The organism is Massilia sp. DD77 (assembly GCF_036961685.1).
In the GTDB taxonomy this organism is placed as follows: Bacteria; Pseudomonadota; Gammaproteobacteria; order Burkholderiales; family Burkholderiaceae_D; genus Telluria.
The window spans coordinates 81,434-103,240 of the sequence record NZ_JBAMDH010000021.1 but is presented as its reverse complement, the minus strand read 5'-3'; the positions used below and the strand labels follow the sequence as shown (position 1 = coordinate 103,240).

Genomic DNA, 21,807 nt, shown 5'->3' with positions numbered 1-21,807 from the left:
GTTTTGCGCGCGAAGCCGAGATTTCCCATGAGTTCGTCAACCTGCGCGCCGGCGAGCGTGTTCGTGGCGCCGTCCACGTGCAGAACGTCAACGCTTACCACCGGCGCTTCCGGCAATGGCTGGCGCGCTTTCATGGCATCGCTTCGTGCTACCTGCCGAATTACCTGGGCTGGCAATGGGCGCTGGACGGGACGCGCATTGCCACGCCAGAGCGATTTCTGCGCTGTGCGATCGGCGTCTTCAACACATGACGGGCACAGCGCCACAAAAAACAAACGCCCGGGCTAGCCGGGCGTTTGCCTGTCGGTGCTGCCGCGGCTTAGTTGGTCTTCTTGACCTGGTTGCCGATCACGCCGCCCACGGCAGCGCCGCCGACGGTGCCGGCAGCGCTGCCGCCGGTCAGCGCGCCGCCGATGACCGCGCCGGCGCCGGCGCCGATGGCGGTGTTCTTGTCCTGTTGCGACATGCCCGAGCAGCCGGCCAGGCCGAGGGCAGCGCTTGCCAGCGATGCGGTAACGACGAGTTGTTTAATAGTCTTCATGGTAATTCTCCTATCGGTGGGTTCTACTTCAAGCGCAGGTCGTTCCTGACCGACTTCACGCCTTTCACGGTTCGGGCAACCGTCGCTGCGGCCGCCACGCTCTCCGCCGAGCCGACGAAGCCGCTCAGCTGGACGACGCCTTGGTAGGTCTCGACATTGATTTCCGAGGCCTTCAGGTCCGGATCCCCCACCAGCGCCGCCTTCACCCCCGCGGTAATCGCGGCATCGTCCACGATGGCGGCCACGCCGCGGCGATTGTCTACGTCGGTGGAGGCGCACCCGGCGACCCCCGCCATTGCCAGGCAAGCCAGCAAGGTAGTAGTGAGGCCGAGGTGGCGCATGGTGCGGTTTCCGTTCATTCCAGCGTTCAATGTTCGATGACTTGACGCCAGCATATTCCCGCACGTGAATCTGATCTGTTCGGCAACACACGGATGCCACGGATCGTCAACTCAGCGCTATGTCAGCGCCAGCTCAGCGCCGCTGGGTCTTGCCCGGCGGCGGCGCGGTTGGTTTTTCCTTGGCTTGCGCCACCAGGCGCGCGCAGTCGCTGTCCTCGCCCGGCCCCGCGTTGATCAGGGGCAGCAGGGCCGCGATCGGCGCCGCCGCCGCCAGCGCCGCCGCGCCGCCGGCCTTGAGCGCCAGCACGCCCTTGTCGATCGACACGTCCGGCTGCTTGAACGGACCGCGCACATACAGCGGCGAGCGCAGCGAGAAGATGCGCAAGGCCTTGGTCTGCGGGTTGATGCGCAGGTCGAGCTGCTCGCCCGCCAGGTTGATCGCACCGTCGACCGTGATCAGGGCCTCCTCGGTATCGATGACGAAGCTGCGCGTCTTGGCGATGCCGTTGGTAACGGCGAAGTCGGCCGCCACGCAATTGAGTTGTACCTGCTTGTCGCCGAACAGCTTGGTGATGATGATGTTGCCCACGTTCAGGCCCGCCATCTCGAGCAGCATCTTGCTCACCGTGCCCCGGTCGACCAGCGCCTTCAGCTCGCCATTGGACTTGGCGAGCAGGCTGGCCACCGAATTGCCGACCGCCGACAACTGGGCGTCGCCGTTGATCTGGCCTACCGTGGCCTGCTGGATCTGCTCGACCTGCGGGAACAGCTGCTTGATCTGGATCTTGCGCGCGGCCACCTTGGCCGTGGCGCGGATCGCGCTCTTGCCTTCGCGTCCACTACCGTCCAGGCGAATGGTCGAGCGGACCGTGCCGCCCGCCATGCCGAACTCGAGCGGTTCCAGGCTCAGCACCGCGTCCTGCATCTTCAGGTGGGTCGAAAGTTTGCTGATCGGCAGGGCCTTGTCGCGGATTACGCGGTCGGCCGCGTAGCGCACGTCGGCGTCGAGCACGGTCCAGCGCTCGGTCTTGAATTCCTCGACCGGCAGCACCTTGCCCGCCGGCTGCAGGGTATCGGCATTGCGCTCCTGCTTGGCGGCGTTGGAGTCGGCGCCGATCAGCGGCGCCAGGTCGGCGAACACCAGCTGTTTCGAGCGGACATTGCCCGACAGCTTGGGCCGCTTGCCGCCGGTGACGTATTCGAGGCGTCCGCCGATATCGCTCGACCCCACCTTGCCGGTGAAACCGTCGTAGACCCAGCGTTTGCGCTCTTCCCCAAGGGTGCCGATCAGGCGGCCCGAGGTCGAGAACGGCCCCGTGGTCGGCAGCAGCACCCTGGTGAAGTAGTAGAGCTGGTCCATGCTGGGCCCTGCCAGTTCCAGCTTGAGGTCGAGCGCCGCCAGTTTCGCCGGCCGCGTGACCGTGCCCTCGACCGCGATCCGCGTCTTGCCGGAGCGCATGTCGGCCTGGATCGGATAGGGTGTGCTCTGCTGCTTGAGCGAGAGTACCGCGCCCGCCTTGCCGCCGCCCTTGACCGGCGCGCCGTTGTACGTGCCGCTCAGGGTCCAGCCCACGCCGTATGTCGGATCCTTGTCGAGGGTGCGCACCTGGGCCGTGACATCGGCCTCCGTGACGGCGTCCTTGATGTGCAGCACGCCGTCGGTCAGCACCACGCGTTCGAGATCCAGCTTCCAGCGCGACTTTTCCTGGTTGCGCTTGAAAGTCCAGTTGTTGTGCGTGGCGTCGGTACGCAGCAGGTCCACGCGCGGCGCCTCGAAACGCAACAGCGGAATGTGGATGGTCTTGTGCAGCAGCGCGAATGGATTGAGCGAGAACGAGAACTGGCGTACGCTGGCCATGTCGCGTACCGGCATGGTCGCAGGATTGCCCATGTACACATCGTTGGCGTACAGATAGGGCCAGGGGATATGGTCGCGCCAGGTGCGTTCGGCCGGCGCCATGGTCTTGGCGGGGCTTTCCCACTCGACCTGCAAATTGCCGCGGATCGCGAACGGGCGGTCGATGGCGTCGCTCACCCGTGTGTTGATCCACGGCCGGGCGCGGTTCCAGTCGAAGGTGAGGATGAAGACGATGGCCAGCACCGGCAGTGCGATCGCGATGCCGAGGACGGTCAACAGGAGCTTGTGCTTGCGGATCTTCTTCTTGCGGCCAGACTTGGCGTCGCTGGCCGCTGGCGTCGAGGTGTCGGCCATGGCGTGTCCTTCCTGTAGAGGGATTGTTGGCCCGAGCGTAGCGCAAGGCGCGGCGTACTGATGTGCGGTGCCGCACGCACCCCGGAGCCTTCGCCTGGGCAATGTGCGCCAGCGTACTGATCTCATCCGATAACAGGTTTATAACCTTATCTAACCCTTTCCCCACCCAGGAGACTACGATGGACAAGAATCATCCGATGACTCAACTGGCCCGGCTCGGCTGCCTGTGCGCGGTGCTGGCGCTGAGCGCCTGCGCAAGCGAGCAGAAGGCCCCGGCCACCGCGGACGTCGCGGTATCGCGCAATGCCGTCGAGAACGCCGTGTCGGCCGGCGCCGCCGAGCTGGCGCCGGAAGAAATCAGCGCCGCGCGCGACAAGATGGTACGCGCCAACCAGGCCCTCGCCGCCAAGGACTACAAGCTGGCGCGCGAACTCGCGGTCCAGGCCCAGGCCGACGCCAAGCTTGCCCAGAGCAAGGCCCGATCGGCCAAGGCCAGCGCCGCCTCGAACCAGCTGAACGAGGACCTGCGCGTGCTGCGCGAAGAGGTCGACCGCGCCAATGCGGGTTCCACCCAGATGGGCACCAGCCAGACCGGCACCACCCAGCAGCAATAAAGTAGAGCGGCACCAGCTGAAAACAAGCCGAGCGGCAAGCACGGAAGCGCTTCCGTCGCCGCGATCCATGCGTCCGCGCCCATGGCGCCCGAACAAGAAGAGGACCAGACCATGAACAACCGTAAGCCCGTGATCTCGATGCTGGCCGCCGCAGTGCTGGCCGTTGCCTGCGCCAGCGCCCCGGTGACCACCCCGACCCTCGACCAGGCCAGGGCCGACTTCGTCGCCGCCAACAACAATCCACAGATCGCGAACTACGCGCCGCTCGAATTCAAGGCGGCCAGCGATGCGCTCGACCAGGCCAACGCCGCCGCGGCGCGGCGCGAGAGCCTGAGCGACATCGACCGCCTGGCCTACCTGGCCAAGCAGAAGATCGCCACCGCCCATGAAGTGGCCAAGGGCAAGGCCGCCGAGGCAGACATCGCCAACGCCTCGCGCGAACGCGACGCCGTGCGCCTGGAGGCCCGTACCGCCGAGGCCGACCGCGCCAAGCGCGACGCCGAGGCCGCTCAGGCCCAGGCCGCATCGGCCCAGCAGCAGGCCGCGCAAGCCCAGGCCCAGGCCCAGGCAGCCCAGGAGCAGAACGCGGCCCTGACCCAGCGCGCCGCCCAGCTCGAGGCGCTGCTGGTCGAACTGCACGCGGTCAAGACCGAGCGCGGCTACGTGGTCACCATCGGCGACGTGCTGTTCGGCACCGACAAGTCGAGCCTGACGCCGAACGGTATGGCGACCCTGCGCAAGCTGGCCGACGTGATGGCGCAGAACCCGAACCGCAGCGTGCTGGTCGAAGGGTTTACGGACAGTGTCGGCAGCGAGACCTACAACCAGGAGCTGTCGCAGCGGCGCGCCAACGCGGTGGCCACGGCCCTAGGATCGCTCGGCGTGCCGCGCGACCGCATCGCCATGCGCGCCTACGGCGAAGCCTTCCCGGTGGCCTCGAACGACTCGGCCTCGAACCGCCAGCTCAACCGCCGGGTCGAGATCGTGCTGTCGAACGAAGGCGCGCAGATTCCGCCGCGCTCGGCAGGACGCTGAGGCGGGGACCGCCCGGGCAGGACTGGAACCGCCCGGGCAAACCTGAAACATAAGGACCGACTATGGAACATAAGACCAGTCTGGCGCACGGCTTCGACATCGCGGCGATCCGCCGCGCCGCGGCCAACCTCGACGAAGGCGCAGTGACCGAGGGCTACCAGGCCGACCGCGAAGCCGTCATCGCCATGCTCAACGACGCCCTCGCCACCGAGCTGCTGTGCATCCTGCGCTACAAGCGGCACTACTACACGGTGAGCGGGCCGGGCACCGGCCATATCAAGGCCGAGTTCCTCGAGCATGCGCAGCAGGAGCAGGACCACGCCGACCGCATCGCGGAACGCATCGTCCAGCTGAACGGCTCGCCGAACTTCAACCCGGCCACGCTGACCGCGCGCAGCCACGCCGAGTACGACGAGTCGGAGGACGTGCAGTCCATGATCCGCGCCAACCTGATCGCGGAGCGGGTGGCGATCGAGTCCTATCGCCAGATGATCGCCGCTATCGGCGACAAGGACCCGACCACCCGCAACATGCTCATCGACATCATGGCGGTCGAAGAGGAGCACGCGGACGACATGCGCGACCTGATGGCCTGAAGGCAGGGCAACCATATTAACCACCATTACAACGACACGAAGGAGTACATCATGCACGACACCTACCGCTCTTCCAGCAACGGCAGCTCGCATCCGATCAGCGGCGCCACCTACGCCACCCAGTCCGACATGAAGGCTCTCGTGCGCGATGCCCAATCGATGCTGTCGGCGGCGGCCAATCTCACCGGCGAAAAAGCCGACGAGCTGCGCCACCGCGGGATGGAGATGCTGGACCGTGCGCTGGGCAAGGCGAGCTACGTGCAGGACCAGGCCATGGAGCGTAGCAAGGAACTGGCGCACACGGCCGATGTCTACGTGAAGGACAACCCGTGGCGCACGATGGCCGTCGCCGCCGGCGTAGGCATCCTGCTCGGAGTGCTGCTCAGCAAGAACACCAAATAACCAGCGCCGGGGGCTGCCGTGGAAAAGAACGATAACGTAGTGCACAACCCCGGCCTCATGGGCGGGATCTCCAGCCTGGGCAAGAGCCTGTTCGGCCTCATGGTCTCGCGGGTGGAGCTCGCCGCGCTCGAGCTGTCCGAGGTGCGCAACCACGTGATCGAGCTGGTGGCGGTATTCGCCGTCGCCGCGCTGTCCGTGTGGTTCGCCATTGCCTACGGCACGGTGATGGTCGTGGCGCTGGCCTGGGACGCCATGGGCTGGAAGATCCTGTTGATCATGTTCGTCATTTTTCTTCTTGTCACCGCGGTGCTGGTGGCGAAGGGATTGTCCTTGCTGAAGCAAAACAAGCTGGGCTTCCCCGAGACCATGAAGGAACTGAAGAACGACCGCGACATGCTGCGCTAAGCGGCGACACGATGGGGAGGAATCATGCACAATCATGACGGAACGACTGGTTTGGCCGGTCACAAGCACAGCCTGGATCCGGCGGCCCGCAAGCAGGAGCTGCTGCGCGAAGGAGAATACTTTCGCGCCAGCGTCGTGCACGCGAAGGCGCATATCCGCCACGCGGCGCGGCCCGAAGTCATGCTGCACTCGGCGATCGACCACGCCACCTGGGCCCTGCGGGCACGCGCCGATGCGCTGCTCAAGCCCACGGGGACCAACGTGTCGGTGTTGATGCCGTATGCGCTGGCGGTGGTGAACTTCGTTCGCCAGCGCCGCCTGGGCAAGCCGGTGGCGGGCGCGGTGCTGGGGCTGGGCGCGCTGGGCTGGTATCTGAATCGCAGGAAGGTGCAGCAGCAGCAGCTCACGCACTAAGCGGCTGCGCCACAAGAAGGTCAAGAAGTCTGCCACGAATATGGTGGGGCTTGAGCGGCGTCTCAATCGGGGATTGGACGCCGTCTTTTTTTGTCCGCACGGTTTGATGCCAGGGTTGGCCGGGGCGCGCAGCCGGCTCCGCCGCCGACGCGTCGAACGCTGACGGCGTCCTTGTCGCGAGCAGGCCGGTTGAGGCTGATTGAACGCGTCGGTGGCAGAGCCGCCAACCCTACGGCCATTACCAGCGGTATCTGGGTGCGGGTCCGTAGCGTGGGCGGGTCTCCCGCCCACGCGTTCAAGCAGCCTGTGAACGGCCGCTTCGGCGGGCGTTCTATGCGTGACTATAAACTGCCGTGATCGCAGAGATAGGCAGCGCGTCTTTTCCAGCGCTGCCTGGACGCGCGGGCGGGGAGGCCGGCCTACCCTGCAGTTGGCTGTACGGGCCCGGGCAAGGCAAGATGCGTTGCCCATGGACGCAAGCGAGCCGGCCGCCAAGGCAGCCAGCTACCGAAGACCGCCGGCCTCACTGCTCCTGTTCCACCTGCGCCTTCGCCTGTGCCATATCCTGCTGCCAGGTGGCGTTCGCTTCCTTCATGCACGCACCGCGTTCGGCCGCGGGCTGCTTCCTGCACGCGTTCCGCGCCTCGTTCAGCGCGGCGCCGATTTCCTTCTGCAGTGTCTTGAGCCTTGCCTGGCGGGTCTGGTCGTTGCGGTACCAGCGCGCCGGGTCGCCTTGCGCGATCTCGCGCGCCTGCTGGCGCGCCACGGTCGGATCGACCACCGCATCGGTATGGCGCGGCGCCTGCTCGCCCTCGGTCTGTGCCTGGGCCGCCACGGCGGCCAAACCCAGCGCGCAGGCGGATACCCCGCGCGACAGGCGGTTCGGGAATCCCATGCTTGCCTCCTGCCTCAAGTAGACCGGCGCACCGGCGCCGGCTCACGCTACAGCCATCCGGTCAGCAGTAACACGACCAGCAGGATCACCAGTACGCCGGTCACGCCCACCGGGCCATATCCCCAGCTTCGGCTGTGGCTCCAGGTCGGCAGCACGCCGACCAGGGCCACCAGCAGGATGACGAGCAACAGCGCGCCCATCGCTGCCTGCTACTAGAGGTGCATCAGTAGCGATAGACGCGGCCGTCGACGATGCGAACCCGGTTACCGACGCGCAGGTCATACACGCTGTCCTGGGTGACGGTGCGGTATTCGCCGTTATCCATGCGGATATTGATCTGATACGCCTCCTGTCCGCCCGCGTTGCGGTTGCCTTCGACCTTGTTGCCGATCGCGGCGCCGGCGACGCCGCCAGCCACGGTGGCGGCGGTGCGGCCGCTGCCGCTGCCGACCTGGTTGCCGGCCAGGGCGCCGACCACGCCGCCCAGGATGGCGCCGGCGCCGCTGGTGCGGCCGTTGGCCTGGGTCACCTGGATCGATTCGATGGTGCCGTAGCCCATGGAGGCCGTGTTGTTGTAGCCGCTGTTGGCATAGCCGCCGCTTGCATAGCCGCCGTTGTTATACGGCTGGGAGCTGTTGCTGGCGCAGCCAGTGAGAAGGGCGCCGGTGGCCACGACGACTGCGGCGAAAGTACGGGTAGCTTTCATGTTGTTCTCCTGACAAAAGTATGACGCCAGATTAATCACGCACCCAACAGGGGTCTGTGCGTTGACGCACCCACCTTTCGACCCAAACGAGCCGGACTGTTGCGCACTCGTGAATGTGTTCGATACCGAACAGAAAACGCTGAGCGTGACGTGTACAACGTCACTTAGTGTGTTGACAAATGGAGAAGAAAAAATGAAAACCTCGCATGCGCTTCTGCTGCTTGGCGCCGCCCTCAGCTGGGCCGGCCACAGCCGCGCGCAGCAGCCGGTGCCCGATGCAAAGACGGCGTATGCCCAGGCGCGCGAGGCTGCCGAAGCCAGCTACAAGGCGGCCCGCGCCAAGTGCGACCTGATCGCCGGCAATCCCCACGACCTGTGCGTGGCCGACGCCCGCGCCGCACGGGTGCGGGTCGAGGAAGAGGCCGAGGCCGCCTATAAAAACACCCTGGCCGCCTATACCCAGGCGCGCATGCGCATCGCGTCGGCCAACCACGACCGCGACAAGGTGCGCTGCGCCGCACTGACCGGCAACGAGCGCGACGTCTGCCTGGAACAGGCCAAGGCCGTGCTGGTGGCGGCCCAGGCCGACGCCAAGGCCGACCGCAAGACCATCGAAGCGCGCCTCGATGCCCGCGAAGACAAGATCGCCGCCGAATACCGCGTGGCGCTGGAAAAATGCGACGCCTTCGCCGGCGCCGCCAAGGATCAATGCGTGAACGCCGCGAAGACCGCGTTCGGCAAATAGGAATCCGCATGCCGGCCGGGCCGGCACTGCACGACCGCCCGACAGGGCAATGCTGTACCACTGACCACTACTAACAAGGAGCCATCATGAAAATCGCACAACGCCTCATCACCGCCGCCTTCACCGCCGCTGTCGCCATCACCGCCGTCGGCTGCGCAAGCAACAATCCGGATTCGACCACCAAAACCGCCGGCGAATACGTCGACGACGCCGTCATCACCACCAAGGTGAAGGCAGCGCTGGCCGCCGACCCGAACGTGAAGGCGACCGAGGTGAATGTCGAAACCTTCAAGGGCGACGTCCAGCTGTCGGGCTTCGTGGCCCAGCCGGGTGACGCGCAGCGCGCTGTGGAAATCGCACGTGGCATCAAAGGCGTGACTTCGGTCAAAAACGACATCCGTGTGAAATAATAGCGGGTCACCGGGGCGGCCCGGTATATTGTTCAGGCGTTTTCCATGCAGCTAGCTCATTCCGATCCGGCGTCCGCGATGCCGGCCCCCTTGCCTGATCGAGCCGCCCCGGACGCGCCACCCGATGGCCCGGACGCCCGCCCGGCGGACGAGGAAGACCTCGCCCTCCAGTCCGGCGGCCTGCGCCTGCCGGTACACGTCAACGCACGCGGCATCTCGCTGGGCATCCTGGCGACCGTCGCCTGCGTGTTCGCCCTGCAATGGGCACAGAAATTCTTCGTGCCGCTGCTGCTCGGCATCCTCATCGCCTACACCCTGAATCCTGTCGTGCTGTGGCTCGAGCGCCTGCACGTGCGCCGCGCCGTCGGCGCCACCCTGGTCACGGCGGTGATCGTCGCGCTGATGGCCGGCACCATCTACCGCCTGCAGGACGAATTCTTCAATATCGTCGACGAACTGCCGACCTTGACCCACAAGATCACCAAGATCCTCACCAACAACCAGGGCGGACAGCGCTCGACCATCCAGCAGGTCCAGGCGGCCGCGGCCGAGATCGAGCGCGCGGCCAACAATGTCGGCAGCGACACGCGCAAGGCGGCGCCGCGGCGCCAGAGCCAGTTGCCGCCGGCCGCGGCCGGCTCGAACATCCGCGTCATGGACTGGGTGCTGGCGGGATCGGTGGGCCTGGCGACCTTCCTGTCGCAGGCGACCATGGTGGTGTTCCTGGTGTTCTTCCTGCTGCTGGCGGGGGACACCTTCAAGCGCAAGCTGGTCAAGCTGACCGGGCCTTCGCTGACGCGCAAGAAAGTCACGGTGCACATCCTGGACGACATCAACACCTCGATCCAGAACTATATGTTCATGCTATTGGTTACCAACGTGCTGCTGGCCCTGCTGATGTGGGGCGCGCTGCGCGCTATCGGCCTGGAAAACGCCGGCGCCTGGGCCGCTTTCGCCGGCGTGGCCCACCTGATGCCTTACTTCGGGCCGCTCCTGATCACCGCCGCGACCGGCATGGTGGCCTTCCTGCAGTTCGAATCGGTGCGCATGGTGATCCTGGTGGCCGGCGCCTCGCTGGGCATCGCGACCCTGGTCGGCATGGTGGTTGCTACCTGGATGACGGGCAAGATCGCCAAGATGAATCCGGCCGCCGTCTTCGTCAGCCTGCTGTTCTGGGGCTGGCTGTGGGGCGTGTGGGGCCTGCTGCTGGGCGTGCCGGTGGTGATGGTCCTGAAGGTGGTGGCCGAGCGGGTCGAGGGCATGGAAGTGGTGTCCGAACTGCTGGGCGAATAGCACCGCATCCCAAGGGGACGGCCCGCGAGGACCGCCCCGGCTTCCATCAAGGCTTGACCGTCCCGGGCATCGGGGCCTTGTTCTTGTCGCCCGTTTCGTGGGCCGGCTTGTGGCGCAAGCTGCCCATCTTGAGCGCGTACTGGCGCGCGAACTCGGCGCCCAGGAAGAAGATCTGGGCCGAGTAATACACCCACAGCAGCAGGGCGATCAGGGAACCCGCGGCCCCGAAGCTGTCGGCCGCGCCGCTGTTGCCGATGTACAGGCCGATGCCGAATTTTCCGAGCGTGAACATGGCCGCGGTGCCGAGGGCGCCGATGGTCACGTCGTGCCAGGACAGCTTGATCTTCGGCAGCAGCTTGTAGATCACGCCGAACAGGGTGGCGATCACCAGGAAGCTGATGCCGGATGCCACCCAGCCGAGAATCAGGGCCGCTTCCTTCCACATGCCGCCGATGTAGCGCTCCACGACGGCCATGCCGGCGCTGACCACCAGCGAGACCATCAGCAGGAAGGCGAGCACCAGGATCAGGCCGAATGACAGCAGGCGGGTGCGGATCACGAGCCAGACCCCGGATCCGGTGGGCTTGGGCACGTCCCAGATCTCGTCGAGCGAGTCCTTCAGCTCGGCGAACACGGTGGTGGCGCCGACGAACAGCAGGATCGATGCGACGATGGTGGCGAAGCGCCCGGTTTCCTTGTTCTGGGCGCCGGCCAGGATGGCCTGGACGGTTTCCGCGCCCTGCTTGCCGACCAGGCCGCGCAGCTCGTTGAGCAGCTGGCCCTGGGCCGCCTCGGCCCCATAGAAGAAGCCGGCGACGGCGATGACCAGCACCAGGATCGGCGCCAGCGAGAACAGGGTGTAGAAGGCCAGTGCGGCGCCCTTGCTCGAGGCGCGGTGGTCCAGCCATTCCGAGACCGCGCAGCGCAGCACGTGCACGATCTGGCGCGAATACGGTATCCACTTGCTGACAGCCATAAGCCTTCCTCCAAATGAAAAGGGGGCCGGAGCCCCCTTTGGTCTGCACGACAGTCCCGGGAGGGACTGCCAGGGCTCGGTATTACTGCACCTTGCGCTCGACGGTGATCTGCTCGACTTCGACGCGGCGGTTCGGCTCGAGGCAGGCGATCAGCTCTGCGCGCTTCTTCTGGTTGCAGGTGACCAGCGGGTTGGCTTCGCCCTTGCCGTAGGCCTTCAGGCGGTTGGCGTCCACACCCTTGCTGACCAGGTAGTCACGCACGGCGTTGGCGCGGCGCTCCGACAGGGCCAGGTTGTACTTCTCGGAACCCAGGCGGTCGGTGTAGCCGGTGACGTCGACGTCGGTGACGCTCGGGTCAGCCTGCAGTGCGGCGGCGATTTCGTCCAGCTTCGGCGACGGCAGGATGATCTCGGCCTTGTCGAAGTTGAACAGCTTGGTCGCTTCCAGGGTGACTTTCTCGAAGCGGGCTGGCGCCGGGGCCGGTGCCGGTTCCGGAGCTGGTGCCGGAGCCGGTGCCGCGGCGACCGGGGCAGGGGCCGCGGCGACGACCGGAGCAGGCGGCGGGTTGAACGCGTAGTTCAGGCCGACCGACAGGTACTTGTTGTTGCTGCGGCTGAAGCCGAAGTTGTCTTCGTCGCGCAGGTGGCCGTGCACGCTGCGCAGGTCGGCCTGCAGCGACCATTGCGGGGTCAGGTCAGCCTGGAAACCGATGCCGGCGGTCAGGTACGGCGAGGTCTTCTTGACGTTGCGGACGATGTTGTTGACCTTGTCGCGCTGGGCGCCGGCGCCGAACAGGACGAATGGACGAACCTTGCCGCGCGACAGCATCATCAGGGCGTCAATGCCCAGCAGGGTCTGGCGGTAGCGCGCGCCGTTGTCTTCGAAGCGGGTGTGGGTGCCGCCGATCTGGATGTCCCACAGTTCGCTGACTGCCTTGCCGAACTTCAGGCCGCCGCCCGTGTCGCGCTCGTCCACGCCGAAGTCAGCGTCGGGCTTCGCGTGCACGATGCTCGGCTGGATGTACCACGACGGATTGACGACATTGGCAGTAGTGGTTTCTTGGGCGAGGGTTGCGCCAGCCGAGCACAGCAGTGCCACGGCCAGGGCGATCTTCTTCGAATTATTCACAGGTAACTCCCGTTGGTTAAAAATAGATGACATCGCATGCCTAAACAGGGATGTTGGATAAACATTAACAGTGCAAGTTCCGCAAACTCGGTGCGATAGCGCACCAAGCGGGAAGCGCTGTGCAATTTTACAACAGTGGCGGAAATCCCACATTTCTCAACAGAACGCACCGAACCGGTGCGTTTTGTTTTGATGGGAAACAAAAAGGTGGCGGAAGCCCAAGTGCAGGAGTGACAAAAATGCTTGCCGGAATGTTGTCGAATGTTGGATGGCGCACAGACCGGCCAGGCTGGCGCAGGCAATCTTGAGTCCAGTTAAGCGGAACCGAGATGTTGTCAGGGTGTCAAACGACACACAGCGACCCGGACCACACAGTCTCTCTCTTTCATTGGAGCTCAAGAATATGCATGCAACGACTCACCACAACGCGGCCCAAGGCGAAACCGGCGCAGTGCACACTTCCAGCAACTCGGCCCTGATCGAGCGCGTCCCGCCGCAACCGACCGAGCGCGCCCCGATCTCGCTCGCGCCGATCGAGCGCGTGCGCTCGACCTCGGCCACGCAGCGCCGCATCGAGAACATGCAAAAGCTGATCAATGAGCTCTCGAACCACGAAATGCTGGCCGACGAGATCGCCTGGTTCCTGAAATTCTCGCCGTCGGGCGCCCGTAAATACATCCGCGACCTGCGCGAAGCCGGCGTCATCGAGCTGGCGCGCTACATCGAGGGCACCGCGACCTACCTGGGCAAGGCCGTGTACCAGATCTCGCCGGATCCGGAGCGCGTCAAGGCCTTCCTGGCCGCGATCTGCCAGCCGAAGCGCGAAGGCGCCACCCCGCGCAAGGAGCGTCCAGGCCTGCGCGAACAGAACATGGCCGGCAGCGGCCGCCACTTCCACATCCTGGCCGACGACACCCACTACGCCATCCGCGTGAACCGCAGCCCCGTGACCCGCGACCCGCTGGTGGCTGCGCTGTTCGGCCCGGCTCCAGGCCAGACTGCCAAGGAACGCGCCTGAGTGCGCGCCCGGAGCCGGCGCGGCAGAGACCCGCGCCGGCTCCGGTCCGACGATCGCTGTCGTCATTCACCGCGCCCTGGGCGCGGTTTTGTTTTTTAGGCCCCCATCGATCCGGTCCATGTTGGGTAAACAACTATTTGCACAGAGCACCTTGGAAACCGGTCAATAATCCTCACCTGTCCGCCATGCGACGGTCTCCGGACCGCCCGTTCAACCGATAAGGAGTGACGATGTTACCGAGTGCCGAAACGCTGCAGGGAAAACGTGTACCGAACGTGACCTTCAAGGCGCGTCCCGATGACCAGTGGCGCGACCTGAGCACCGACGAGCTGTTCAAGGGCAAGACCGTGGTCGTGTTCTCGCTGCCCGGCGCCTTCACGCCGACCTGTTCGTCGACCCACCTGCCGCGCTATAACGAGCTGGCGCCCGTTCTGCGCGCCAATGGCGTCGACGACATCCTGTGCATCTCGGTCAACGACGCCTTCGTCATGAACCAGTGGAAGGCCGGCCAGGACGCCGAACACATCACCGTCATCCCCGACGGCAACGGCGACTTCACCGAAGGCATGGGCATGCTGGTCGACAAGCGCGACCTCGGCTTCGGCAAGCGCTCGTGGCGCTATTCGATGCTGGTGCGCGACGGCGTGGTCGAGAAGGTCTTCATCGAGCCGGACAAGGAGGGCGACCCCTTCGAAGTGTCCGATGCCGATACCATGCTGCGCTACCTGAACCCCGAGGCCGTGGTGCCCGAGCCGGTGGTCATGTTCTCGCGCCCCGGCTGCCCGCACTGCGCACGCGCCAAGGGGGCGCTGCGCGAGGCCGGCATCGTGTTCACCGATATTTCCGAGGACCAGAAGATCACCACCAGCGTGCTGCGCGGCCTGACCGGACGCCTGACCTGGCCCCAGGTCTTCGTCGGCGGCCGCCTGGTCGGCGGCGCGGACGAGCTGGCGGGCTGGCTGGCCGGGCGCGCACAGTAACGGACGTATTCATGGACACCCTGATCCTCGCGCTGCTGGCCCTGGCGGTGCTGCTGGCCTGGCTGGTGCCGCTGTGGCGCCGGCGCCGCGCGCTGGCGCGTCCGCTGCCGCCTGCACAGGTGGCTGTGCTCGCGCGCAATGTCGCGCAGTATGCCGGCATGGACAACAACCAGCGGCGCAAGCTGGCGCGCATGGTGCAGCAGTTCCTGTTCGAGAAGAAGTTCGTCGGCTGCGCCGGCCTCGCGCTGACCGACGAGATGCGCGTCACCATCGCCGGCCAGGCCTGCCTGCTGCTGCTGGGGCGCGCCGCCGACGACGAGCTGGCAGCGCTGTATCCGGCGCTGCACACGGTCCTGGTCTATCCGGGCGCCTTCCTGGTCCCGCGCAAGGAGGTCGACGTGGCCGGCGTGGTGACCGAGGCCCGCCAGGACCTGCTGGGCGAATCCTGGGGCGACGGCCGGGTGATCCTTTCGTGGGATCACGTGCGCCGCGCCGGCCAGCCCGAGCCGCCGGGCCACAACGTGGTCCTGCACGAGTTCGCCCATCAGCTCGACAGCGAGTCGGGCAGCACCAACGGCGCGCCCTACCTGGGCAGCCGCGAGCGCTACCGCAGCTGGTCCGAGGTGCTGTCGCGCGATTTCGCCAACCTGCGCCACGAGGCGATGTGGGGCCTGCCCGGCGTGCTCGACCATTACGGGGCCAGCAGCCCGGCGGAGTTCTTCGCGGTGGCCACCGAAAGCTTCTTCGAGCAGCCGCACCAATTGTCGGCACGCCATCCGGCGCTGTATGGGGAATTCCTCAAGTACTACCGGATCGATCCGCGGCAATGGCAAGCCGCGCCGCCGCCCGTGATGCTGGAACCGGACCCGCCCGGCGTGGTCTATGGCCAGTGGCGCTGACACGCTGAGCTGAACGGGCTTAGGTGCGTCGGCGTACAGAGCGGAAAGCGCGACAGGAGCATGCTTGAGCCACCACGATCAGGAGGAACCGCTATGTCCACCATCATCGCAGGGCACGTACAGCTTCAGGAAGACGTCGAGCGCGCACGCCGCGCGCTGATCGACGCCGGGTTCGACGCCGGCCGCATCAGCGGCTTTTATGTCAGCCAGCCCGGCCAGCACGACACGACCCCGCTCGGCGGCGACAATATCCTGTCGCCCGGCGCCAAGGAAACCCCGGAAGGGGTCGTCAAAGGTGTCGCCACGGGCGGCGCAGTCGGGCTCGCCATTGGCGCCGCCACGGCCCCGCTCACCGGGCCGCTGGGCCCGATCGTCGGCGGCCTGGTCGGCGGCCACGTCGGCTCGCTGTTCAGCTTCAGCAAGATGAAGGAAGCCGGCGAGGCCGAGAAGGGCGGCGACGGCGAGAACGCCATCCCGCCGCGCCTGACCGGCATGCTGGTGGCGGTGGCCTTCGACGATACCGGCCTCGAGGGCAAGGCTATCGACGTGCTGCGCCAGCTCGGCGCGCAACGGATCGAACGGGCCAAGGGCAATATCGTCGACGGCGACTGGGCCGATTTCGACGCCAGCTGCCGGCCCGACGTCATCGCCGAGTAAGCGCCGGGCGTCAAGGGCGATCTATTGATCGTCCTCAAAGACCTGCCTCAAGGGTTCCCTACACTCCCGATTTCGTGCCGCGCGCCCGGCGCGGCGGATTGAGACAAGGGAACCGATTCATGCGTAAACAAGTAGCCCTGGTGACGGGCGGACTGGGCGGGCTCGGCACGGCAGTGTGCCGCCGCCTGCACCAGGAAGGATTTCTCGTGGCAGCCACCTGTTCGCCGTCCAACGGCCAGCGCCATGCCTGGCTGTCGGCGCGGCGTGACGAAGGCATGGACGTGCTGGTGGTCGAGGCCGACGTGGCCGACGACGGCGCCTGTGCGAACGCCGTGGCGCGCGTGCTGGCCGAGACCGGCCGCATCGACGTGCTGGTCAACAATGCCGGCATCACGCGCGACCGCAGCTTGCGCAAGATGGCCGTGGACGACTGGCATGCCGTCCTCGGCACCAACCTCGACAGCGTGTTCAGCATGACGCGCCACGTGCTCGAGCAGATGATCGAGCGGCGCTGGGGCAGGGTAATCAATATCTCCTCGGTCAACGGCCAGCAGGGCGCCTTCGGCCAGGCCAACTACGCCGCGGCCAAGGCCGGCATGCACGGCTTCACCAAGGCCTTGGCGCTGGAAGTGGCGCGCCACGGGGTCACGGTCAACACGGTGTCGCCGGGCTACCTGGACACCAACATGGTGCGCGATGTGCCGCCGCAGGTGATGAAGGAGCGCATCCTGCCGGGCATTCCTGTCGGACGCCTCGGCGCGCCGGACGAGGTGGCCGGACTGGTGGCCTACCTCGCGTCGGAAGGGGCGGGCTATGTGACCGGCGCGAATATCGCGATCAATGGCGGGCAGCACATGTGCTGATCTAATCGCGGCCTGTCCGTAGGGTGGACGGCTCCGCCGTCCACGCGGTGATCGTTGGCTGCGAGATTATCCGGTACGACATCGGAAACGATTATCCCCGTGTGGCCAGCGTCACTCAAGCCGGCCCCGCCGGCGGCTTCGGCGCCTGCGCCTCGATCAGCTTGATCTGCTTGTGGATCTTCTCCAGCGCCAGCAGGATCGGCGCCGGCTGGCCGGTTGTCACCGCCCCGGCGAAGGCCAGCAGTCCGGCCACCAGGGTGGTGACTTCGCCGATCAGGCCGATCTTGCGGATCTTCTCCGCGGCATCGGCCGTGAGCGCCAGCAGGTGGCTCTGCGGCTTGCCCAATCCTTTCACGATGACCGTGGCGGCATCGGCGTACAAGCCATTGGCGCGCTGGCGCAGCAGGATCTCGTCTTCCAGCAGCTCGCGCATGGCCTGCTGCACCTTCTCCGGGACGCTGCCGCCCTGGTGGCTGCGGATCTCCTTCACGATGCGCTCGTGCAGCTGGTCGGCGCAGGACGACAGCTGGTCCGCCAGCTCGACCACCTGGTCGGCGCTCGACAGGCCGCCGCCGGGCCGGTCCGGGGCCGCCGGCGCACTCGCGGGCGCAGCGGCGGGAGAAGAAGGGGGATTGTTCCTCATGGCAGGCCTCTCAATCGCCGGACAGCTTGTCGCGGATGGTGCGCAGGTCGCGGCCGTAGCTCGCGAGCAGGCGCCGGATGTCGTCGTTCGTCAGCTTGTTCAGGTGCTCGCGCATCTTCTGGTGGCCGAGCGCGACCTTGGTCAAACCCTGCAGCGCCAGTTCGTAGCGCCGGTCGATCAGCCTGTACTCGGTCGACTTGTTCAGGTAATGGACCTTGGCCAGGGTGACCAGCATGCGGTCTGCACTGCGGGTCGAAAACGGGATCTCGACATCGAAGATGCCGAGCACGGTCTTCTTCTCATTCTCGTTGGTCTTGTAGTACAGCCGGGTGAGCGAGATCATGGCGTCGAGCAGGACTTGCACGTCGCCGTCGCCGTCGCGCACCATGGTCTCGACACTGCGGTTCTGGTAGCCCGAGGCGATGACCCGCGTCAGCAGGCGGGTCAGGCCGGTATAGGCGGCGATATGGCGCTGCTGCAGGCCGGAATCGGTATTCGCCTTCAGCCCATTGCCCAGGTCATCGATACGCTCGGACAGGTCGTAGCGGCCGTCGCCCGTAAGCAGGCTGAGCGTTTGCATATAGAGCACCAGCGTCTTCTGGATGGCGACAAAGTCATCGAAGACGGCGCGGCGCCTGGCATCGTTCTCGCGCGCCAGCTTGTCGGCGGCGGGCGACAGATAGGGCTGCTCGCGCTCGTAGGTGTCGCGGTAGCGCCGCGCCAGTTCGGAATAGCCGCCGAGGCGGGCGGAGGCATCCGCGAATTCGCGCACCTCCTGCAGGCTGACGGGACCGGTCGTGGCGCAGCCGGCCAGCAGCAGGCTGGCGGCCAGGCCCAGGTGGATCGCAAGGCGATGGAGCATCGGAGGTCCTCCCCGGCCGCGCAACGTGGCGGCCTGAACCTCCTCATTCTTTCAAACCCGGATCGCCCTGATCTTGCTAAGCGTCAACTAGGCGAGCCTGGTGTTGTCGAAGTGGGGATTCTGGATGATGCCGAACAGGTTGCCGAACGGGTCGCGCACGGTGGCGACACGGATGCCCTCGCCGACGTCGGCCACCGGCGACTCGACCGTGGCGCCGAGTTCGAGCAGGCGGGCGAGTTCGGCGTCGGCGTCCTGGGTGCCCCAGTAGGCGGTGGCGCCGGCGGTCCCGGGCTGGCCGTCCGGGATCAGTCCCAGTTCGAAGCCGCCGATTTCGAAGCCGACATAGAAGGGCTGGTCGAAGTAAGGGGCCTTGCCGGCCACCCGCGCATACCATGCGGCGGCCTCGGCCAGGTTGGCGACGGGGTAGATGACGGTGCGCAGTCCTTGGATCATGGCGGTTCCTGATAGGGTGGGAAGCAGCGATGTTGCCCGACCGGCAATCCCTTGTCTAGCGTCGCGGATTGAAGATTTACTGAATCATTGCGGCACAAATGCGTGCAAGGCCACGGCCTTGCTGTGCTTTGTTTCTTGTCTCGGGGCGATGTCGCTGCATTGATCGCTCAACAAATTTACAATTCAGGACGCTAGCGGTCCCGGCGGTATTCTTCCAGCCAGCCGAAGGAGGCGTGGGTCGCGCCCAGGGGCAGGTATTCGCAGCCCACCCAGCCTTCATAGCCGAGCTCGTCGAGCAGGCGGAACAGGAAGGGAAAATGGATTTCGCCGCTGCCCGGCTGGTGACGGCCGGGCACGTCCGCCAGCTGGATATGGCGGATCAGGCCGAGGTAGTGGCGCAGGGTCGCGGCCAGGTCGCCTTCCATGCGTTGCATATGGTAGATGTCGTACTGCATGAACAGGTTGGCCGCCCCGCACTCCGCGATGACCTCCGCCGCCTGTCGCGTGCCCGTCAAAAAATAGCCCGGCACGTCGCGGTCGTTGATGGGTTCGATCAGCAGGTCGATGCCGTGTTCGGCGCAGCGGGCCGCGGCGAAGCGCAGGTTCTCGACGTAGGCCGCATGGGCCCGCTCGCGCGCCACACCCTGCGGCAAGAGGCCGGCCAGGCAATGCAGGCGCGGCGTGCCGAGTTCCAGCGCATAGTCCAGCGCCAGCGCCACGCTGTCCTGGAATTCCCCGACCCGGCGCGGATCGCAGGCCAGCCCGCGTTCCCCCGCCGCCCAGTCCCCGGCCGGCAGGTTATGCAGCACCATCTTGAGCTGCTGCCGTTCCAGGCGCTGGGCGATGCTGTCCGCCTCCACGCCATACGGAAACATGCACTCCACCCCCTCGAACCCGCTGGCGCGCGCCAGCGCAAAGCGCTCGAGAAATGGCGCTTCGTTGAACAGCATACTGAGGTTGGCGGCGAACTGGGGCATGGCTGAATCGGCAGTCGGCAAACCCCTATCCTACCTCAACCGGGGTCAGAGTCGAATTGTTGGGCAATTCCTCAAAGTTGCCAAACAATTCGACTCTGACCCCAATTATTTTTCGAGCCGTTGGGCAATTTTTTGACGGTAGGCGATTGGCGGAAGGGATTAAATTGCTGAGCTTTACGTTTTCGCCGTTTTTCGTTTCCGCCGGACGAAAAAATAAATAGGGTCAGAGTCGAATTGTTGGGCAATTACCTAAAGTTGCCAAAGAATTCGACTCTGACCCTAGTTCAGGATCAGCGCGGCGGCCGCGGGGAGCGGCCGGGAGCGGGATTAGCGGTCGCGTGCGGGGCGGGAGGCTTGCGGGGGGCGCGGGCCGCTGCGCTTGGCGCCGGCGGGGGCGCCGCCTGGGCTGCGTGGCTTGTTGCCGGCATTGCCGGGATTACCGCCACGGCCGCCGCTCGGACGGCCGCGGTTGGCGTGGCCCGGGGCGCCGCTGCGCAGCTGGATCGGCTGCGGCTTGGCGTTCATGTCCGGCTCGAAGCCCGGGATCACGTGACGCGGCAGGGTCTGCTTGATCAGCTTTTCGATGTCTTTCAGCATCTGGTGCTCGTCCACGCAGACCAGCGACACCGCTTCGCCCGTCGCGCCGGCGCGGCCGGTACGGCCGATACGGTGGACATAGTCTTCCGGCACGTTCGGCAGGTCGTAGTTCACCACGTGCGGCAGCTGGTCGATGTCGATGCCGCGCGCCGCGATGTCGGTCGCCACCAGCACCTGCAGGCTGCCATCCTTGAACTCGGCCAGCGCCTTGGTGCGCGCCGACTGGCTCTTGTTGCCGTGGATTGCCATCGCGCCGATGCCGTCCTTGCCCAGCTGTTCCACCAGCTTGTTGGCGCCGTGCTTGGTGCGCGTGAACACCAGCACCTGGTTCCACTTGTTCGACTTGATCAGGTGCGACAGCATCGGGTGCTTCTTGTCGCGGTCCACCGGGTGGATCTTTTGCGCGATCACTTCCACGGTCGAGTTGCGGCGCGCCACTTCGATCGATGCCGGGTTGTCCAGCAGGCGGTCGGCCAGGGCCTTGATGTCGTCCGAGAAGGTGGCCGAGAACAGCAGGTTCTGGCGCTTCTGCGGCAACAGGGCCAGCACCTTGCGGATGTCGTGGATGAAGCCCATGTCCAGCATGCGGTCGGCTTCGTCCAGGATCAGGATCTCGATCTTGGAGAGGTCGACGGTACCCTGGCCGGCGTGGTCCAGCAGGCGGCCAGGGGTGGCCACCAGGATGTCCACGCCGTGCTTGAGCAGCTTGATCTGCGGATTGATGCCGACGCCGCCGAAGATCACGGCGGAATTCAGGTTGGTGTACTTGCCGTACACGCGCACGCTTTCCTCGACCTGGGCCGCGAGTTCGCGGGTCGGGGTCAGGACCAGGGCGCGGATGGTGCGCGGCGCGGTCTTGTTGCGCAGGGTGGCGCCCACCTTGTCGGTCGACAGGCGATGCAGGATCGGCAAGGTGAAGCCGGCGGTCTTGCCGGTGCCGGTCTGGGCGCCGGCCAGCAGGTCGCCGCCGTTCAGGACTGCAGGGATGGCCTGGGCCTGGATCGGCGTCGGGGCGGTGTAACCCTGTTCGGTCACCGCGCGGACGATGACATCGGACAAGCCAAGTGTAGAAAAGGACATAAATTCTCAGTAAAGAGTGGCCCGTCGCCATCAAAGGCGCCAGTCCAGGAACTCGGATCGGATT

General features: G+C 66.0%; 27 protein-coding genes and 1 pseudogene. 15 read left to right on the top strand and 13 right to left on the bottom strand.

What is annotated here, in order from left to right; genetic code table 11:
• A pseudogene (locus V7778_RS14585) lies at window positions 1-251 on the top strand (IS1595 family transposase); the annotation flags it as partial.
• A 68-nt stretch (window positions 252-319) separates the two neighbouring features.
• On the opposite strand, the gene V7778_RS14580 reads toward V7778_RS14585, so the two are convergent.
• The 3 genes from V7778_RS14580 to V7778_RS14570 all read right to left on the bottom strand — a co-directional run bounded on the left by V7778_RS14580 (window position 320) and on the right by V7778_RS14570 (window position 3,094).
• On the bottom strand, window positions 320-541 hold the full coding sequence (locus V7778_RS14580; RefSeq protein WP_335556400.1) for a glycine zipper 2TM domain-containing protein: 222 nt from the start codon (window positions 539-541) through the stop codon (window positions 320-322).
• 23 nt (window positions 542-564) lie between these two features.
• A complete protein-coding gene (locus V7778_RS14575) occupies window positions 565-882 on the bottom strand; it encodes a BON domain-containing protein (RefSeq protein ID WP_335556398.1) in 318 nt (105 codons plus the stop codon).
• A gap of 133 nt (window positions 883-1,015) precedes the next feature.
• Window positions 1,016-3,094, bottom strand: coding sequence for an AsmA family protein (locus tag V7778_RS14570; RefSeq protein WP_335556396.1), 2,079 nt, complete (start codon window positions 3,092-3,094; stop codon window positions 1,016-1,018).
• A gap of 179 nt (window positions 3,095-3,273) precedes the next feature.
• Between V7778_RS14570 and V7778_RS14565 the strand changes: the two genes are divergently transcribed.
• The 6 genes from V7778_RS14565 (at window position 3,274) to V7778_RS14540 (ending at window position 6,560) form a co-directional block, all read left to right on the top strand.
• Window positions 3,274-3,708: a DUF4398 domain-containing protein gene (locus V7778_RS14565; RefSeq protein WP_335556394.1), complete on the top strand. Its 435-nt coding sequence runs from the start codon at window positions 3,274-3,276 to the stop codon at window positions 3,706-3,708.
• 111 nt (window positions 3,709-3,819) lie between these two features.
• Window positions 3,820-4,743 carry an OmpA family protein gene (locus tag V7778_RS14560; protein ID WP_335556392.1) on the top strand — a complete coding sequence of 308 codons (924 nt, stop codon included), beginning with the start codon at window positions 3,820-3,822 and terminating at the stop codon, window positions 4,741-4,743.
• Between the two features lie 62 nt (window positions 4,744-4,805).
• A complete protein-coding gene (locus V7778_RS14555) occupies window positions 4,806-5,339 on the top strand; it encodes a ferritin-like domain-containing protein (RefSeq protein WP_335556391.1) in 534 nt (177 codons plus the stop codon).
• Between the two features lie 129 nt (window positions 5,340-5,468).
• Complete coding sequence (locus tag V7778_RS14550) at window positions 5,469-5,741, top strand: DUF883 family protein (protein WP_442920727.1); 273 nt, start codon at window positions 5,469-5,471, stop codon at window positions 5,739-5,741.
• A 39-nt stretch (window positions 5,742-5,780) separates the two neighbouring features.
• Window positions 5,781-6,146 carry a phage holin family protein gene (locus V7778_RS14545; RefSeq protein WP_335556387.1) on the top strand — a complete coding sequence of 122 codons (366 nt, stop codon included), beginning with the start codon at window positions 5,781-5,783 and terminating at the stop codon, window positions 6,144-6,146.
• A gap of 24 nt (window positions 6,147-6,170) precedes the next feature.
• Window positions 6,171-6,560, top strand: coding sequence for a hypothetical protein (locus tag V7778_RS14540; protein ID WP_335556385.1), 390 nt, complete (start codon window positions 6,171-6,173; stop codon window positions 6,558-6,560).
• 523 nt (window positions 6,561-7,083) lie between these two features.
• On the opposite strand, the gene V7778_RS14535 is transcribed toward V7778_RS14540, so the two are convergent.
• The 3 genes from V7778_RS14535 to V7778_RS14525 are packed head-to-tail and all read right to left on the bottom strand — an operon-like array spanning window position 7,084 to window position 8,161.
• Window positions 7,084-7,455 (bottom strand): hypothetical protein, encoded by a 372-nt coding sequence (locus tag V7778_RS14535; protein WP_335556383.1) that lies wholly within the window; start codon window positions 7,453-7,455, stop codon window positions 7,084-7,086.
• Window positions 7,456-7,502: 47 nt separating this feature from the next.
• Complete coding sequence (locus V7778_RS14530; protein ID WP_335556381.1) at window positions 7,503-7,655, bottom strand: DUF3309 family protein; 153 nt, start codon at window positions 7,653-7,655, stop codon at window positions 7,503-7,505.
• A 23-nt stretch (window positions 7,656-7,678) separates the two neighbouring features.
• The gene (locus V7778_RS14525) at window positions 7,679-8,161 is read right to left on the bottom strand and encodes a glycine zipper 2TM domain-containing protein (protein ID WP_335556379.1); all 483 of its coding nucleotides are present in this window, start codon (window positions 8,159-8,161) and stop codon (window positions 7,679-7,681) included.
• A 193-nt stretch (window positions 8,162-8,354) separates the two neighbouring features.
• Between V7778_RS14525 and V7778_RS14520 the strand changes: the two genes are divergently transcribed.
• The 3 genes from V7778_RS14520 to V7778_RS14510 all read left to right on the top strand — a co-directional run bounded on the left by V7778_RS14520 (window position 8,355) and on the right by V7778_RS14510 (window position 10,609).
• Window positions 8,355-8,906: a hypothetical protein gene (locus V7778_RS14520; RefSeq protein WP_335556377.1), complete on the top strand. Its 552-nt coding sequence runs from the start codon at window positions 8,355-8,357 to the stop codon at window positions 8,904-8,906.
• A gap of 86 nt (window positions 8,907-8,992) precedes the next feature.
• Entirely contained in the window at window positions 8,993-9,316 is a 324-nt protein-coding gene (locus V7778_RS14515; protein ID WP_335556376.1) for a BON domain-containing protein, read from the top strand.
• A gap of 45 nt (window positions 9,317-9,361) precedes the next feature.
• Window positions 9,362-10,609 carry an AI-2E family transporter gene (locus V7778_RS14510; RefSeq protein ID WP_335556374.1) on the top strand — a complete coding sequence of 416 codons (1,248 nt, stop codon included), beginning with the start codon at window positions 9,362-9,364 and terminating at the stop codon, window positions 10,607-10,609.
• A gap of 46 nt (window positions 10,610-10,655) precedes the next feature.
• On the opposite strand, the gene V7778_RS14505 is transcribed toward V7778_RS14510, so the two are convergent.
• Window positions 10,656-11,585 carry a YihY/virulence factor BrkB family protein gene (locus V7778_RS14505; RefSeq protein WP_335556372.1) on the bottom strand — a complete coding sequence of 310 codons (930 nt, stop codon included), beginning with the start codon at window positions 11,583-11,585 and terminating at the stop codon, window positions 10,656-10,658.
• Between the two features lie 82 nt (window positions 11,586-11,667).
• The gene (locus tag V7778_RS14500) at window positions 11,668-12,714 is read right to left on the bottom strand and encodes an OmpA family protein (RefSeq protein WP_335556371.1); all 1,047 of its coding nucleotides are present in this window, start codon (window positions 12,712-12,714) and stop codon (window positions 11,668-11,670) included.
• A gap of 403 nt (window positions 12,715-13,117) precedes the next feature.
• Here V7778_RS14500 and V7778_RS14495 point away from each other — a divergent pair, with 403 nt between their 5' ends.
• The 5 genes from V7778_RS14495 (at window position 13,118) to phbB (ending at window position 17,131) form a co-directional block, all read left to right on the top strand.
• Window positions 13,118-13,732 carry a winged helix-turn-helix domain-containing protein gene (locus V7778_RS14495; RefSeq protein WP_211520545.1) on the top strand — a complete coding sequence of 205 codons (615 nt, stop codon included), beginning with the start codon at window positions 13,118-13,120 and terminating at the stop codon, window positions 13,730-13,732.
• A gap of 230 nt (window positions 13,733-13,962) precedes the next feature.
• Window positions 13,963-14,712: a glutathione peroxidase gene (locus V7778_RS14490; protein WP_335556367.1), complete on the top strand. Its 750-nt coding sequence runs from the start codon at window positions 13,963-13,965 to the stop codon at window positions 14,710-14,712.
• Window positions 14,713-14,723: 11 nt separating this feature from the next.
• On the top strand, window positions 14,724-15,611 hold the full coding sequence (locus V7778_RS14485) for a zinc-dependent peptidase (protein WP_335556366.1): 888 nt from the start codon (window positions 14,724-14,726) through the stop codon (window positions 15,609-15,611).
• Window positions 15,612-15,704: 93 nt separating this feature from the next.
• A complete protein-coding gene (locus V7778_RS14480; RefSeq protein WP_335556364.1) occupies window positions 15,705-16,268 on the top strand; it encodes a hypothetical protein in 564 nt (187 codons plus the stop codon).
• Between the two features lie 119 nt (window positions 16,269-16,387).
• Window positions 16,388-17,131: an acetoacetyl-CoA reductase gene (gene phbB, locus V7778_RS14475; protein WP_335556363.1), complete on the top strand. Its 744-nt coding sequence runs from the start codon at window positions 16,388-16,390 to the stop codon at window positions 17,129-17,131.
• 115 nt (window positions 17,132-17,246) lie between these two features.
• On the opposite strand, the gene V7778_RS14470 is transcribed toward phbB, so the two are convergent.
• The 5 genes from V7778_RS14470 to V7778_RS14450 all read right to left on the bottom strand — a co-directional run bounded on the left by V7778_RS14470 (window position 17,247) and on the right by V7778_RS14450 (window position 21,743).
• Window positions 17,247-17,774, bottom strand: coding sequence for a hypothetical protein (locus tag V7778_RS14470; protein ID WP_335556359.1), 528 nt, complete (start codon window positions 17,772-17,774; stop codon window positions 17,247-17,249).
• Window positions 17,775-17,784: 10 nt separating this feature from the next.
• Window positions 17,785-18,636 carry a hypothetical protein gene (locus V7778_RS14465; RefSeq protein WP_335556358.1) on the bottom strand — a complete coding sequence of 284 codons (852 nt, stop codon included), beginning with the start codon at window positions 18,634-18,636 and terminating at the stop codon, window positions 17,785-17,787.
• A gap of 87 nt (window positions 18,637-18,723) precedes the next feature.
• Complete coding sequence (locus V7778_RS14460; RefSeq protein WP_335556355.1) at window positions 18,724-19,089, bottom strand: VOC family protein; 366 nt, start codon at window positions 19,087-19,089, stop codon at window positions 18,724-18,726.
• A gap of 191 nt (window positions 19,090-19,280) precedes the next feature.
• A complete protein-coding gene (hyi, locus tag V7778_RS14455) occupies window positions 19,281-20,066 on the bottom strand; it encodes a hydroxypyruvate isomerase (RefSeq protein WP_335556353.1) in 786 nt (261 codons plus the stop codon).
• A gap of 327 nt (window positions 20,067-20,393) precedes the next feature.
• A complete protein-coding gene (locus V7778_RS14450) occupies window positions 20,394-21,743 on the bottom strand; it encodes a DEAD/DEAH box helicase (RefSeq protein ID WP_335556351.1) in 1,350 nt (449 codons plus the stop codon).
• Window positions 21,744-21,807 lie beyond the last annotated feature (64 nt).